This window comes from Alistipes sp. UBA1686 (assembly GCF_002320215.1).
GTDB classification, from domain to species: Bacteria; Bacteroidota; Bacteroidia; order Bacteroidales; family Rikenellaceae; genus Alistipes; species Alistipes onderdonkii.
In genome coordinates this window covers 103754-118885 of sequence record NZ_DCKA01000016.1, presented here as the reverse complement: position 1 = coordinate 118885, position 15132 = coordinate 103754, and the positions used below count along the sequence as shown (strand labels likewise).

The following is a 15132-nucleotide window of genomic DNA, read 5'->3' as shown; positions in this document are numbered from 1 at the left end:
CATCGTTTTCCGCTGACTGCCCGCGTCGCTTCCCGTCACCTGCCCGCATCGCTTCCTGTCGGTTGCTGCGTTGTTTGCTGCTGCCCCCCCCCGGCACTGTCATTTGCCTTCCGCGGCGGGTTTCCGGTACGCTTATTTCTGATACATTGTTGAAAAGTCGCCGCCGCGGGTTGGGTATTTCGGATAATAATTCTTACCTTTGGGTGCAAAAAATGTCTTTTGCGCCATAAATATTACCGGATACAATGAAAAAAGTTGACGTTATCCTCGGCCTGCAATGGGGTGACGAGGGCAAGGGAAAAGTTGTGGATGTGCTGACGCCTGGCTACCAGGTCGTAGCCCGCTTCCAGGGCGGCCCCAATGCCGGTCATACATTGGAATTCAACGGCGAGAAATACGTGCTCCGCTCGATCCCTTCGGGCATATTCCAGGGCGGTAAGACCAATATCATCGGTAACGGTGTGGTGATCGACGCCGTCCTTTTCCGTGAAGAGGCCGAAGCGCTCGCGGCCAGCGGCCACGACCTCACCAAGCAGCTCTGCATTTCGAAGAAGGCCCACCTGATCCTGCCCACGCACCGCATCCTCGATGCTGCGTACGAGGCGGCCAAGGGCAGTGCCAGGATCGGCACCACCGGCAAGGGCATCGGCCCGACCTATACCGACAAGGTCAGCCGCAACGGCATGCGCGTGGGCGATGTGCTGAGCGCCGATTTCGAAAAGATATACGCCCGCGCCAAGGCTCGCCACGAGAAGATCCTGCGCAGCCTGGCCTGCGAGTACGACATCACCGAGTTGGAACAGAAGTGGTTTGCGGCGGTCGAGTACCTGCGTCGTTTCAACATCATCGACAGCGAGTATTTCGTCAACGAGTGCCTCGCCGCGGACAAGAGCATCCTGGCCGAGGGCGCGCAGGGGACGCTGCTCGACGTGGATTTCGGTTCCTATCCGTTCGTCACCTCGTCGAACACGGTCTGCGCCGGCGCCTGCATCGGGCTGGGCATCGCCCCGAACCGCATCGGCGAGGTCTACGGTATCTTCAAGGCCTACTGCACGCGCGTCGGCAGCGGCCCGTTCCCCACGGAGCTGTTCGACGAAACGGGTGCCCGGCTGCGCGACATCGGCCATGAGTACGGAGCCGTCACGGGGCGCGAGCGCCGTTGCGGATGGCTCGACATGGTGGCGCTCAGGTATTCGATCATGATTAACGGCGTGACGCAGCTCATCATGATGAAGTCCGACGTCATGAGCGATTTCGAGACCATCCGCGTCGCCACCGAATACGAGGTCGGCGGCAAACGTACGTCGTATTTCCCCTATGAGGTCGGCGACGACCTGAAACCCGTCTACCGCGAGTTCCCGGGGTGGAAATGCGACCTGCGCGCCTTCACCCGCTACGAGGACTTCCCCGCGGAATTCAAGGCCTATGTCGAGTTCATCGAACGCGAGACGGGTGTTCCGGTGAAGATCATCTCCGTCGGCCCCGACCGCGGCGAAACCATCGTAAGATAGCTATTAACCATAAATACCTACTATGAAAAAACAGCTGAAAATTGTTGTATTGGCAAAGCAGGTGCCCGATACCCGCAACGTGGGTAAGGATGCGATGACCCCCGAAGGGACGGTCAACCGCGCGGCGCTGCCGGCCATCTTCAATCCCGAAGATCTCAATGCGCTCGAAATGGCGCTCGCGCTTAAAGACCGCACCGACGCTTCGACGGTTCATATCCTGACGATGGGGCCCCAGCGTGCCGCCGACATCATCCGCGACGCGATGTTCCGCGGCGCCGACGGCGGTTACCTGCTTTCGGGCCGCGAATTCGCCGGTTCGGACACGCTCGCCACGTCGTACGCCTTGTCGTGCGCCCTGAAAAAGATCCGGCCCGACATCATTTTCGCCGGCCGCCAGGCCATCGACGGCGATACGGCGCAGGTCGGCCCCCAGGTGGCTGAGAAACTCGGCCTGCCGCAGGTTACCTATGCCGAAGAGATCCTCGACATCAAGGACAGCACGCTGGTTATCCGGCGCCGCCTGAACTGCGGCACCGAAGTCGTCGAGTGCCCCGTCCCGGCTGTCATTACGGTCAACGCCTCGGCTCCCGAGTGCCGTCCGCGCAACGCCAAGCGCGTGATGACCTACAAATTCGCCCTCTCGGGGTCTGAAATCGCCGCGGCGCCCGAATCGGAAGCCGCACGGCGCGCCGCCGCCAAGCCCTACCTGCAGATCGTCGAGTGGGCTGCCGCCGACGTCGATCCCGACCCGCAGCAGCTCGGCCTTCAGGGTTCGCCCACGAAGGTCAAGAAGATCGAGAACGTGGTTTTCCAGGCCAAGGAGGCCAAGAAGCTCACCGCTGCCGACGAGGATATCAATTCACTGATGGTCGAACTTATCGCGAGCCACACGCTCGGTTAATACGTGCATAGGAGATGAACAACATATTCGTATATATCGAGAACGAGGGCGGCAAGGCCGCCGAGGTGTGCCTCGAACTGATGACCAAGGGCCGCGAACTGGCCACGACGCTGGGCGTGAAACTCGAAGCCGTGGTGCTGGGCGAGAACCTCGCCGGCATCGAGCACGAGCTCGCCAAATACGGCGCCGATACCGTATGGATCGCCGACGACAAGGTGTTCGCACCGTTCCGTACGCTGCCCCATACGGCCGTCATGTGCGGCCTGATCGAGCAGGAGAAACCCCAGATCGTGCTGTTCGGCGCGACGTGCAACGGCCGCGATTTCGCGCCGCGCGTGTCGTCGGCGCTTTACAGCGGCCTTACGGCCGACTGTACGCAGCTGGTGATCGGTGACCACAAAGACGCCAAGAGCGGCAGGGAGTACAAAGACCTGCTCTACCAGATCCGCCCCGCCTTCGGCGGCAACATCATCGCCACGATCGTCAACCCCGACAACCGTCCGCAGATGGCCACCGTCCGCGAAGGCGTCATGCGCCGCGAATATGCCGCCAAGCCGGGTGCCGGCGAGGTGAAGAAGATCCAGTGGCAGAAATTCGTGAAGGACGCAGACCTCGCGGTGAAGATCATCGACCGTGAGATTGCCGAGAGCAAGATCGACATCAAGGGTGCCGGCGTCATCGTCGCGGGCGGCTACGGCATGGGTTCGAAGGAGAACTTCGACCTGGTGTTCGAGCTGGCCGACGTGCTGGGTGCCGAGGTGGGCGCGAGCCGCGCAGCCGTCGACGCCGGGTTCGCAGACCATGCGCGCCAGGTGGGTCAGACCGGTGTGACGGTACGCCCCAAACTCTACATCGCCTGCGGTATCTCGGGGCAGATCCAGCATACGGCCGGCATGGACGGCTCGGCCATGGTCATTTCGATCAACACCGACCCCGAAGCCCCGATCAACAAGATTGCCGACTACGCCATCACGGGCGACGTCAACGAGGTGATCCCCAAGATGATTAAGTACTACAAACAAAATTCGAAGTAATGGCTAATTTCTTTTCAGACAATAAGGATTTGCAGTTCCACCTCCAGCATCCGATGATGCGCAAGATCGTGGAGCTGAAAGAGCGCGGCTTCGCCGAGAAAGACCTCTACGATTTCGCGCCGCAGGATTTCGAAGACGCCATGGACTCCTACCGCCGCGTGCTGGAGATCGCCGGTGAAGTCTGCGGCGAGGTCATCGCTCCGAATGCCGAGGGCGTGGATCATGAAGGCCCCCGCGTCGTGAACGACCACGTGGAGTACGCTGCGGGCACGGTTCAGAACATGAAGGCCATCGTCGACGCGGGCCTGAGCGGCCTTACGCTGCCCCGCAAGTACGACGGCCTGAACTTCCCGCTGGTCTGCTTCGTGATGGCCAACGAGATGGTCGCCCGCGCCGATGCCGGCTTCGAGAACATCTGGGGTTTGCAGGACTGTGCCGAGACGCTCAACGAGTTCGCCTCGGAGGAGCTCAAGGCCAAATACCTGCCGTGGGTTTCCGCGGGTGCTACTTGCGCCATGGATCTTACCGAGCCGGATGCGGGTTCCGACCTGGGCGCCGTGATGCTCAAGGCTACGTGGTCCGAGGAGAAGCAGACCTGGCTGCTGAACGGCGTCAAGCGCTTCATCACCAACGGCGACGGCGACGTTTCGCTCGTGCTGGCGCGTACCGAAGAGGGTACCACCGACGCCCGCGGACTGTCGATGCTCGTCTATGACAAGCGCGACGGCGGCGTGAAGGTACGCCGTATCGAGAACAAAATGGGTATCAAGGGCTCTCCGACGTGCGAGCTGGTCTTCACCAACGCCCCCGCGCAGCTGGTCGGCGACCGCAAGATGGGCCTTATCAAATACGTGATGTCGCTGATGAACGCCGCCCGCCTGGGTATCGGTGCGCAGTCGGTGGGCTTGTGCGAAGCCGCCTACCGCGAGGCGCTGAAATACGCCCAGGAGCGTGAGCAGTTCGGCAAGCCGATCATCCGCTTCGCGGCCGTTGCGGAGATGCTCTCCAACATGAAGGCCAAGTTGCAGGGTGTCCGTGCGCTGTTGTACGAGACGACGCGCTTCGTCGAGGTCTACAAGCAGTACGGCCATATCGCGCACGAGCGTCCGCTCGAAGGCGACGAACGCCAGGAGATGAAGTTCTACAACCGCCTGGCCGACGGCTTCACGCCGCTCGTCAAGCTCTTCTCGTCGGAGTACGCCAACCAGCAGGCCTACGATGCCATCCAGATCCACGGCGGTTCGGGCTTCATGAAGGACTATCCCTGCGAGCGCCTCTACCGCGACGCACGTATCATGAATATCTACGAGGGTACCTCGCAGCTGCAGGTCGTGGCGGCGATCAACGCCGTGACCAAGGGCACCTTCATGGAGCAGATCGAGCGTTACGCCGCCGCCGAATACAGCCAGCCCATGCAGCCCGTCGTTGCGAAGCTGAAGGAGCTGACCGCGAAGTTCTCGGAAATGACCGCCCATGTCGAAGCCGGGGACAAGGAACTTTGCGGCTTCAAGGATTTCCACGCACGCCGTCTGGTCGAGACCGCCGGCCATATCATCATTACCTACCTGCTGGCCCGTCAGGCCGGCGAGTCGGAGGAGTATGCCGATTCGGCGAAAATCTTCTGCAAACTTGCCGAGGGTAAGATCTCGGAGGCCTATACCTACGTCATGAACTCCACGCTCGAAGACGTCGCGCTGTTCCGCGCCGTTGCCGAAGAGGCGGAGTAAGGTGCCGTATTTCAGTATGTAAAAAGGTTCCGCTTTTGCGGAACCTTTTTTTTTGTACGTTGTCCGTTGCCGATTGTTGCCGCCGGTTCTTGCTTGCTGTTTATCTGTTTTTCGGTTATCTGTTTGCCGCTTATCGGGTTTGCCCCGGCGGATACCCGCCGCCGAAACTCCCGAGGTGTTTATTTTTCTTTCGGCGGGTAATGGAGCGGGGCGAAAAATTCGTCGAGGGTAATATTGTAAAACTTGCAAATAATCGAAATAGTCGTCAGATTCGGGAAATTCTTGCCGGATTCGAGTTGTGCAATTCCCAGCTCGGTCGCTTCGGCCAACTGCTCCTGCGATTGGTGGTTGTGCATGTGTCTTAGTTCCTTCACCCGCAGAATGATTTTTTGAAGCAATTCTTCGTCGCGGCGTTGTTTTTTCCGTTCCATTTTACAAAAAAATGGAATAAGTCGATTTTTTACACTTAAACATGTTTAAGTATTAAGTAATTTACTTATATTTGTACCAGTAAAATTCAGAATACAGAAATTATGCTAACTTTGCAGAACAATACGGCATCGCCGTAACGACATACCATAAGGTTAAGACAACCTTTACGCCGTTAACAAACTTCCGACTGTTGCTATGACAGGTTTATGCGTGGTGTAAATATTGTCTGAAACCCTTGCTATGTCCCGGCCTCGTGCCGGGGCGGGCTCGGGCGTAAGGGCAACTACCATGCAAGGCTCGGAAGGCCTGTTAACGGGAGTTTGCACCTGCGCCCTTGCTTTTTTTCGCAGGCCGTATGCCGCCTCCGGGTACGGTTCGGGCGATGAATTCTTCTCCCCCTGAACAGCGTCACTATTGTTCGTCCGGCCGTACCTGTTTTTTTCGCCCCCCCCCTGTTTTTGCCTCCCGGTGCATCCCGCAATGGAAAAGGCCTGCGCACGTCATGCGCAGGCCTTTTGCCCAGTTGCCGTTGCAGGCCTACGCCTGCGCAGCTTCCTTCTCGGCCATCACGCAGCGCGTGGTGCCGAAAATATTGAGGTTGAGGTGCCCGGCGATGTAGGCCAGCGCCTTCTGTGCCTTGACCGAGTTGCCGGCCTCGTCGAGCGGCGGGGCGAAGGCCGCTACACCCATCACGCCCGGGACGACGCCCATGATGCCGCCGCCCACGCCCGTCTTGGCCGGGAGCCCCGTCGTGAAGAGCCAGTCGCCCGTGTGCTCGTAGAAACCCACGGTCGCCATCATCGAGGCGATTTTGGGCGACAGCTCGGGCTTGAAGACCTGTTGTTTGGTCACGGGGTTCTTGCCTCCGTTGGCGATCGTCGCCGCCATCGTGGCGAGCTGCTTGGCCGTCACGCCGATCGAACACTGGCGCGTGTAGATGTCCAGCGCCATGTCCGGGTCGTCGTAGATGCGGTTGTAATTCTTCAGCAGCCATGCGATCGACTTGTTGTTGAAGTTGGTCGCCGTCTCCGACTTGTACAACTCGTCGATCACCTCGACCTGCGAGCCTGCGAGCCCTTCGATGAATCCGGTGATCGCCTTCCATTTGCCGTCGCTGTCGCCTACGGGCTGCACCATCGAGCAGGCGCTGATCGCCCCGGCATTCACCAGCGGCGTCGAGGGATGGTCGTTTTCGAGCAGGATCGCCATGATCGAATTGAAAGGCAGCCCCGTCGCATCGGCGCCGATCTTCGTCAGCACCTCCTGTGCGCTGTACTGGTTCATCGCCAGGATGGCCGTCGGGACTTTCGATACCGATTCGATGCCGAATTTGTAATCGGTGTCGCCCACGGCGATCACCTCCCCGTCGGGCAGGCAGGCCGCGATGCCGAAGAGGGTCGACGGTACGTTGGCCAGGTAGGGGATATAGTCGGCGTTCTTGCCGCCCGTTTCGTTCTTGCAGCGCTCGTAGGCCTGCTGTACGGCCTCGCGAACCGTTGCGTTGTCGATTTTCTGGATCATTGTCTGATGTATTTACCGATTTATTTGTTGTGAAGTTCCGTATCCGAAGGTTTCGCCATCGGTTCGGGAGCGTTGGTATGTACCGGAGCCGCTACGACGGGCTGCTGCTCCCAGTGGAACGGGGCGAAGTCGGCCGCGGCCTCGGGGTCTTTCCACGACGGTTTGCGCATGGCGTAGATCACGAACGGGGCGCCCACGACTACCACGCAACCGATGATGAGCACCGAGAACCAAACGGTGTTGCTGCCGGTCGAGATCTGGCTGGGCGGTACGAAGCTCAGGACGAAGGCCAGCAGGGCTCCGCAGAAACCCAGACAGCCCAGGAACCACATCAGGCCGTTGCCCTTGCCCAGGCGGAACGGGCGGTCGGTGTTCTTCATCTTGTAGCGCAGCACGATCGCCGCCGAGAACATCAGCATGTACATGATCAGGTACAGCAGCACGGTCAGCTGCGAAAGTATCTGGTAGAACGACTGCACCGAGGGCATCACGACGAACAGCAGCGCCAGCAGCGTCACGACGCAGCCCTGTATGAGCAGGATATTCTTCTGTACGCCGTTCTTGTTGGTCTTCTGGAAGAACGGGGGCAGGTAACCCGCCTTACCCACGGCGAAGATACCCTTCGAGGGGCCGGCCACCCAGGTCAGCACGCCGGCCAGCACGCCGAACATCAGGGCGATGGCGATGATCGGGCCCGCCCATGACATGTGCAGGTAGTGGAAATAGTTGTCGAAGCCCACCAGCAGCGACTGCGTGAGGCTGATGTCCTTGGCCGGGATGATGAAGCCCAGCGAGAAAGTACCCAGCACGAAGATGCAGACCGTTACGAGCGAACCGATGATGATGGCCTTGGGGTAGTTCCGCGACGGGTTCTTCACGTCCATGACGTGTATACCCATCATCTCCATACCCGCATAGAACAGGAAGATACTGCTGGCCAGCACCAGGTTGTCGAATTTCGACAGGTCGGGGAAGAAACCCTGCGACATGTCCATGTGGTTGTGTCCGCCGGTCGAAATGTAGATGATGCCCAGCAGGATCAGCAGGCCTGCGGGAATGATCGTACCGATCATACCGCCCCATTTGCTGATCTTGCCGACCCATCCCAGGCCCTTGAGTGCGATGAAGGTGGCGATCCAGTAGATTGCCAGCACCATGCAGAGCGTGAAGACCTTGTTCGAGGCCAGCGCCGCGTCGTGCACGTCGTTCATGCCGATGAAGGCGATCGACACGGCACCGAACGTCAGTACGGTGGGGTACCAGATCGTCGACTCGATCCATTGCAGCCAGATGGCCAGGAACCCCGTGCGGGCGCCGTACGCCTCGCCGACCCAGCGGAATACACCGCCCTGTTTGGTGGAGAACATCGCGGCCAGCTCCGCGGCGACCATGGCCGTCGGGATGAGGAAGACGATGGCGGCAAACAGATAGTAGAATGCCGATGAAAGTCCGTAGACGGCCTCGGCGGGGAGGCCGCGCAGACTTACTACGGCAGTCACGTTCATAATCGCGAGTGTCATGACACTCAGTTTGAACCCTGTGCTTGTGGTAGTTTTCTTTACATCCATAATTCGGTTTGATTGAAATTGGTTTTAACGCTCATTGAGGTTGCAACTACCGTGCAAATCTGCCGTACAGGCTCTTTTTGCCCGGGCGATAGCGGCCGTATTGCCGAAAAAAACTATATTTGCACATAAACTTTACGCCTATGTACCGTATCGCGCTAATCCTGGCCCTGTCCATCTTCGCCGCTTCCTGCGGCGGACGCCGTTCTCGGCCGCAGCAGACGGCCTGCGTGTCGCAGCCCCGTGTGTTCCTCCCGGCGATCGCGCCGGCGCGCCTCTCGCCCCAGGAGCAGCGCGACTACCTGCGCTGGCACTATTGGGATCGCTTCGATTTCGCCGATACCCTGTTCGTCCGCGAGGCCGATACCGTGCAGATGGTCGAGGTCTATGCCCGGTGGGTGGCCCTGATCTCCGACCGTCCGGCCGACGCCGCGCCGATGGATTCGCTCATGCGCCGCGCCTCCGCCTCGCGCCCGATGCTCGACTACTTCACGATGCTCGCCCAACAGGTGATCCACGACCCCAATTCCCCGCTGCGCAACGACGAATTCTATATCCCCGTGATGCAGGCCGTGCTGGCGAGTCCCTATTACGACGAATACGAACGCATCGGGCCGGCCTACGACCTCGCTATGGCGTCGCAGAACCGCCTCGGGCGGCGTGCCAACGATTTCCGCTACACGCTCGCTTCGGGCGCCACGGGCACGCTCTACGGCGTGAAGGCCGAATATACGCTGCTGTTCATCAACAACCCCGGCTGTGCGATGTGCAAGCAGTTGCGCGAGCAGATCGCCGGCTCGCCCATGCTTTCGGAGATGATCGAGCGCGGCCGCCTCAAAATACTGGCGCTTTATCCCGACGAAGACCTCACCGAGTGGCGGAACTACCGCGACCATATCCCCGCGAGCTGGATCAACGCCTACGATGCCGGCTGCCTCGTCCGCGAAAACGGCACCTACGACCTGACGGCCATTCCGTCGCTCTACCTGCTGGACAGCGACAAGCGCGTGCTGGTGAAGGATTCCACCGACGTGCCCTATATCGAGGAGGTTATCGACCGGAGAGGGTAGGGCGTCCCGTTCCCGGCGGCCCGCTTTCTCCGCCGGCTCTTCATACCGTTCTTCTCCGCCCTCCCCGCCTCTGCGCGCGTGCACATGACATCGGCTATAAGCGTTGCTTATCGCCCTATAAAAAAAGACAATCAGGATTTTATCCGGATTTTGTGCCTAATCGTTACCTTTGCACTGCACAAACAGAAAAACTAACACTCAAACATTATTACGATTATGGCAAAGAAATGGCGTTGTACCGTATGCGGTTACATTCACGAAGGCCCCGAGGCACCCGACCAGTGCCCGATGTGTAAAGTTGGCAAGGAGAAATTCGTCGAGGTCGTGGAGCAGGAGGGCAACCTCGAATTTGTGACCGAGCATGTCATCGGTGACGGCAAGGGCGCCAGCAAGGAGCTTTGGGACGGTCTCCAGAACCACTTTATGGGCGAGTGCACCGAGGTGGGCATGTACCTTGCGATGAGCCGCCAGGCCGACCGCGAAGGGTATCCCGAGATCGCCGAGGCATACAAGCGTTACGCATGGGAAGAGGCCGAGCACGCCTCGAAGTTCGCCGAACTGATCGGCGAGGTGGTCTGGGACACCAAGACCAACCTCTACAAGCGCATGAACGCCGAGAGCGGCGCCTGCGAGGACAAAATGCGCCTGGCCCGCATGGCCAAGGAGCAGAACCTCGACGCCGTGCACGACACCGTACATGAAATGGCCAAGGACGAAGCCCGCCACGGCAAAGGTTTCGAAGGCCTCTACAAGCGTTATTTCGGCAAATAGTATTAGGTATTGCACCATATGCGAAAAGGGCGGCACATTGGTGCCGCCCTTTTCATTTGCGCATTTCGCGCAGCTTCATAAACAGTAAAAACTTGTCTGTGAGCCACTCGTACCCCTCCTTTGCGGCACGTGCCACGTCGTAGACCGTTTCGACCTGGTCGCGGATGCGCTCCACGCCCTCGCGTATGGCGAGCAGGTAGATCACTGCTGCGAGCACGGCGAAGAATCCCCCGACGATGAGCGACGAAAGGATGAAGGAGCCCGTCACCTCCGACAGCCATACGACCAGTGCCGTAAGCAGCAGGAAGATGGCGATCGAGGCCGTCATCACGAAGAAGACCAGCGCCGCGACGAAGGAGCCGCCCGAAGTTTTTCTGTTATCCATCCCCATGAGACGTCATTCAGGCGATGTTTACTTTTCCTCGCATTTGCAGCGTGCCTCCTCGACCTTGCCGCGCACTTCGTCCACTTTTTCGCGTACCTTGTCGACTTCGTCGCCGATCAGGTCTTTGATTTGTTTGCGGAGTTCCGCACCCGACTGGGGCGTGAAGAGCATCGTGAGGGCCGATCCGATAATCATGCCGCCCACGAGCGATGCGATGACGATTCCTGTGTTTTTCATAGCTGTTGGTGTTTATTTGATTCAGCCCTTCGAGTTGCAAAGTCCGCGCCAAATTGTTACCTTTGGGAGCATGATCCCCGATCCCTGCACAACCGTGGCCTTCACCGGCCACCGTACCTATTGCGGCGAGGCCGCCGCCGCGCTTGCCGCCGCCATCCGCGGGCTTCATGCCCATGGTTTCAGGACGTTCCTCTGCGGCATGGCCGTAGGCTTCGACCTGGCCGCCGCCGAGGCGGTGCTCGAACTGCGCGGTTCCCTCCCCGGGCTGCGGCTCGTCGCCGTAGTGCCCTTTGGCGGGCAGGAGGCGCGCTTCTCCCATGCCGATCGCGCCCGCTACCGCGCTGCGATGGCTTCGGCTGACGATGCCGTCGTCCTGTCTCCGGTCTACCGTGCGGGGTGTTATGCCGTGCGCAACAACTACCTCGTCGACCATGCCTCGCTGCTCGTCGCCTGGTACGACGGTTCGCCCGGCGGCACGCGCCATACGGTTTCCCGCGCCCTGCGCCGGGGCCTGGAATTCGTGAACCTCCACCCGCAGCGTGCCGGAGTCGCGCTGACCGAACCGACGCTTTTCTGACACGGCTCCTCCCGCGGCACAAAAGGCTCGGACAAATTGTAAATAATATATGAATAATTCATCGGAACAACTCATCGGCAAGCACCCGCGCATAGAGGCCGTGGATGCTTTACGGGGTTTTGCCGTTATGGCTATTCTCCTGGTTCACAACCTGGAACATTTTATCTTCCCGGTCTATCCTGCCGATTCCCCGGGCTGGCTGAATGCATTGGATCAGGGGGTCTTCAACGTCGTCTTTACCCTGTTTGCCGGAAAGGCCTACGCGATTTTCGCCCTCCTGTTCGGATTCACGTTCTACATTCAAAGCGACAACCTGAAGCGGCGGGGCGGGGACTTCGGCTATCGTTTCCTGTGGCGGCTGGTGCTGCTGGCCGGGTTCGCAACCCTGAACGCGGCTTTTTTCCCGGCCGGGGATGTCCTGCTGCTGTTCGTCGTTGCGGGACTCGTCCTGTTTTTTACGCGCAACTGGGGCGACGGGGCTATCCTCGCCGCCGCCGTCGTTTTCCTGTTGCAGCCTGTCGAATGGTACCACTGCATAGCCGGCCTGCTGGATCCGGCCCACCGGCTGCCCGACCTGGGGGTCGGTGAAATGTATGCCCGAGTGGCCGAATACACGAAAGCCGGGAATTTCGGGGATTTCATTCTGGGCAATGTCACCTTGGGGCAAAAGGCCAGCCTGTTGTGGGCGGTAAACGCCGGGCGTTTCGTCCAGACCGCCGGGTTGTTCCTGCTGGGTTTCTATATCGGCAGGAAACGGTTGTTCGCCGCCACCGAAAAGAATCTCCGCTTCTGGGTGAAAACGCTGATCGTCTCCGCCATTGCCTTCGCCCCTTTGTATACGCTCAGGGAGCTTGTCATGGACAACGGTGCAGTCGTTGGGCAGACAGCCGGAACGGCGCTCGACATGTGGCAGAAGCTGGCTTTTACGCTGGTCTTGGTCGCTTCGTTCATCCTGCTTTACCAACGCAGGAAGTTCAGTGCCGCCGTTGCCGGCCTGCGCTTCTACGGCAGGATGAGCCTTACCAATTATATATCCCAGTCCGTTATCGGGGCCTTCGTCTATTTCCCGTTCGGCCTCTACCTCGCCCCTCGGTGCGGATATACGGCCAGCCTGTTGGTCGGGATTCTGGTGTTCCTGCTGCAGGTGCGGTTCTGCAAATGGTGGCTGGGAAGATACAAACAAGGGCCGTTGGAGTATATCTGGCATAAATGGACTTGGATCGGAACCGATAAATAGCCTGCCGGTTTCCGCTGCCGGTTTCCGCTGCCGCTTCTCCTCCCGCTTCCCGCAGCCTGCTGCAAAGCAAAATCCCCGGAGGCTACCGCCTCCGGGGATTTTCAAAATGTCCCTGCGCGGGATTATTTCCAGTTCAGGATCTTGTGGAAGTCGTATTCCTTGGGGTTTGAGACATACTGCTTCGCAGCCTCGTAGTCCGCAGGCGTGATGGCGTTGATGATGTTGTCCACCACCGACGAGAACTTATCCGACTTGATGTCCACCAGACGGGGCGGTATCTTGCCCGTCGTCGGATCCTGCAGGTCTTTCAGGTAGAGCGGGTTGACATTGCCTTCCGAATCCACGTAGACCATGCAGCCGGTCTTGCCCTCGGCAAAGAGCTTGTGAACGCCGATACCCAGTTCCGAGCAGTACGTCAGGTCGTATGCGATCGGGGTCTGGCAGCGGATCTCGTAGCCCAGCTCCACGGGGCGGCTTTTGACCTTGAGACCGATCTCCTTGAGCTTTTTCTCGATCATCTCGTTGAAGATGTGCGCCTTCGAGACCTTGCCCAGCTCGGGGTGCCCGTGCTCGTCATAGGTGAAATGGATGCCGCTCTTGCGGATCTCCTCGTCGCTCAGTGCGTGGAATACGCCTTCCGAGATGACGGCGGCGCCGTAGTCCATGCCCATGATCTTACGCTTGATGATCGACGAGATGACGAGGTTCACGATTTTTTCGACCGTGATTTCCGTCTTGTCGAACATCTCGGGGATGACGATCATCGGGTAGTGGCAGGCCTCGCCGATGCCGAATGCCAGGTGGCCAGCGCTGCGGCCCATGGCAGCCAGTACGAACCAGTTGCCGCTCGTGCGGGCGTCCACGTAGACGGCGCGTGCGATGACGGCACCCTTGTCCTTGGCCGACTCGTAACCGAACGTGGGCGTGCCTTTGGGCAGCGGCAGGTCGTTGTCGATGGTCTTGGGCACGTGGATGTTTGCGATGGGGTATTTCTTGGCCTCCAGGAACTTGGCGATGCGGTTCGCGGTTGATGCCGTGTCGTCGCCGCCGACCGTCACGAGCAGCTTGACGTTGTTGTCGGTGAAGAACTTGAGGTTGAAGTTGTTTTCGAAATCCGAATCCTTGGGCTTGAAACGGCTCATCTGCAGGAACGAACCTCCCTGGTTGAAGATGCCGTCGGCCATGGGGTAGTCGATGTCCACCATGCGGGGCGACGGGTTGAAGAGCCCCGTGTAGCCCTCGTGCAGGCCGATTACGCGGTAACCTTTGCGGAGGAAAGTCTTTGCGACGCTGCCTACCACGGTGTTCATACCGGGTGCGGGGCCGCCGCCAGTCAGAATTGCGATTGCTTCTTTCATGATTGTGATTGGGTTTTTATGTTTGAACCTGAATTAACCTAAATTGCCGCCCAAAATTACGATTTATTTTTCAAACGGGCAAAAAAATGCCCGCCCTCTTGCAGGATGCAATTTTATTTATTATATTGTGAATAAAATAAAGCGTAGACTTTATAATAAACATGTCTCACTAAAAAATGTTGCCGTGAAAAAGCTTCTTTGCGATTGTTTCGCCGTGAGAACCGTATCGAATTTTTTATATTCCGCCACCCTGGCGCTGGCATTGGTGCTGGCCGGCTGTGCGGCAACCAAATCCGCCTCTGCCCCCGAACCCCGATCCGTTGACGGGGACGCCGCCTCGGCCGCCCTGCACGAGCAGGCGCTCCGGGCGCTCGATGCCCGCATGTTCGTGATCAAAGGGGATGAATTTTACCTGCCGGGCGATAAAATCCCGGTGAAACAATCTCCGGACAGTTACATTTCCATGCAGGGGACGCATGCCGTCATCCGGCTGTCACCCAGCCTCTTTCCCCGCAGTACGTGGCGCACCCTGAACATCGAGGACGATGCTGCCGAAATGACGTTGCTCAAACGCAAGCGCAACGGCGACCTGCAGTACCGGCTCTTGATCGTAGGCCCCCAAACCGCGCAGGACCGGGAGGTGATCGTGACGCTGTATAAGGGTTCGAACAAGTGCTTTGTCCGGATCAATAAAGATCTCAACAGGCGCAGCCATTTCCTCAATTTCACCGGGCATATCCATCCGGCAGGGGAGTGATGGGGCTGCGGCCGCCCGCCGCATGGTCTGCGCTCCGCAAAGAAAAACG

15 protein-coding genes are annotated in these 15132 nt (G+C 59.1%); 9 read left to right on the top strand and 6 right to left on the bottom strand.

The genetic code is table 11. From position 1 onward, the window contains the following. Positions 1–245 precede the first annotated feature (245 nt). From B3C38_RS07170 to B3C38_RS07155, 4 genes are read left to right on the top strand one after another with little or no spacing between them, the layout of a single operon-like run. Complete coding sequence (locus tag B3C38_RS07170) at positions 246–1511, top strand: adenylosuccinate synthase (protein ID WP_286726427.1); 1266 nt, start codon at positions 246–248, stop codon at positions 1509–1511. 22 nt (positions 1512–1533) lie between these two features. Next, the gene (locus B3C38_RS07165) at positions 1534–2412 is read left to right on the top strand and encodes an electron transfer flavoprotein subunit beta/FixA family protein (protein ID WP_032134418.1); all 879 of its coding nucleotides are present in this window, start codon (positions 1534–1536) and stop codon (positions 2410–2412) included. Positions 2413–2426: 14 nt separating this feature from the next. Then, complete coding sequence (locus tag B3C38_RS07160; RefSeq protein ID WP_022332180.1) at positions 2427–3446, top strand: electron transfer flavoprotein subunit alpha/FixB family protein; 1020 nt, start codon at positions 2427–2429, stop codon at positions 3444–3446. Then, a complete protein-coding gene (locus B3C38_RS07155; RefSeq protein WP_055212225.1) occupies positions 3446–5173 on the top strand; it encodes an acyl-CoA dehydrogenase family protein in 1728 nt (575 codons plus the stop codon). The genes B3C38_RS07160 and B3C38_RS07155 overlap by 1 nt, the downstream gene beginning before the upstream one ends. Before the next feature lie 179 nt (positions 5174–5352). Here the strand turns inward: B3C38_RS07155 and B3C38_RS07150 are convergent, their stop codons facing one another. The 3 genes from B3C38_RS07150 to gadC form a co-directional block, all read right to left on the bottom strand. Next, entirely contained in the window at positions 5353–5604 is a 252-nt protein-coding gene (locus B3C38_RS07150; protein WP_022332178.1) for a helix-turn-helix domain-containing protein, read from the bottom strand. Positions 5605–6142: 538 nt separating this feature from the next. Further along, positions 6143–7126, bottom strand: coding sequence for a glutaminase A (gene glsA / locus B3C38_RS07145; protein ID WP_018697271.1), 984 nt, complete (start codon positions 7124–7126; stop codon positions 6143–6145). Between the two features lie 20 nt (positions 7127–7146). After that, positions 7147–8694, bottom strand: coding sequence for a putative glutamine/gamma-aminobutyrate antiporter GadC (gene gadC, locus B3C38_RS07140; RefSeq protein WP_022332177.1), 1548 nt, complete (start codon positions 8692–8694; stop codon positions 7147–7149). Positions 8695–8834: 140 nt separating this feature from the next. Here gadC and B3C38_RS07135 point away from each other — a divergent pair, with 140 nt between their 5' ends. Beyond that, the gene (locus tag B3C38_RS07135; protein WP_286726423.1) at positions 8835–9761 is read left to right on the top strand and encodes a DUF5106 domain-containing protein; all 927 of its coding nucleotides are present in this window, start codon (positions 8835–8837) and stop codon (positions 9759–9761) included. Positions 9762–9977: 216 nt separating this feature from the next. After that, the gene (locus tag B3C38_RS07130; RefSeq protein ID WP_237957817.1) at positions 9978–10532 is read left to right on the top strand and encodes an NADH peroxidase; all 555 of its coding nucleotides are present in this window, start codon (positions 9978–9980) and stop codon (positions 10530–10532) included. Between the two features lie 52 nt (positions 10533–10584). Here B3C38_RS07130 and B3C38_RS07125 read toward each other — a convergent pair whose 3' ends face one another. Both B3C38_RS07125 and B3C38_RS07120 read right to left on the bottom strand, forming a co-directional pair. Beyond that, on the bottom strand, positions 10585–10917 hold the full coding sequence (locus tag B3C38_RS07125) for a phage holin family protein (protein WP_055202971.1): 333 nt from the start codon (positions 10915–10917) through the stop codon (positions 10585–10587). A gap of 27 nt (positions 10918–10944) precedes the next feature. Next, positions 10945–11154: a YtxH domain-containing protein gene (locus tag B3C38_RS07120; RefSeq protein WP_022332174.1), complete on the bottom strand. Its 210-nt coding sequence runs from the start codon at positions 11152–11154 to the stop codon at positions 10945–10947. 70 nt (positions 11155–11224) lie between these two features. Between B3C38_RS07120 and B3C38_RS07115 the strand changes: the two genes are divergently transcribed. Next, positions 11225–11731, top strand: a complete 507-nt coding sequence (locus tag B3C38_RS07115; RefSeq protein ID WP_022332173.1) for an SLOG family protein — start codon at positions 11225–11227, stop codon at positions 11729–11731. 49 nt (positions 11732–11780) lie between these two features. Then, entirely contained in the window at positions 11781–12968 is a 1188-nt protein-coding gene (locus B3C38_RS07110) for a DUF418 domain-containing protein (protein ID WP_286726421.1), read from the top strand. A 122-nt stretch (positions 12969–13090) separates the two neighbouring features. Here B3C38_RS07110 and B3C38_RS07105 read toward each other — a convergent pair whose 3' ends face one another. Beyond that, on the bottom strand, positions 13091–14326 hold the full coding sequence (locus B3C38_RS07105) for a 6-phosphofructokinase (protein WP_286726420.1): 1236 nt from the start codon (positions 14324–14326) through the stop codon (positions 13091–13093). Positions 14327–14510: 184 nt separating this feature from the next. On the opposite strand from B3C38_RS07105, the gene B3C38_RS07100 reads away from it, so the two are divergent. After that, on the top strand, positions 14511–15083 hold the full coding sequence (locus B3C38_RS07100; protein WP_022332170.1) for a DUF4251 domain-containing protein: 573 nt from the start codon (positions 14511–14513) through the stop codon (positions 15081–15083). Positions 15084–15132: the final 49 nt, after the last annotated feature.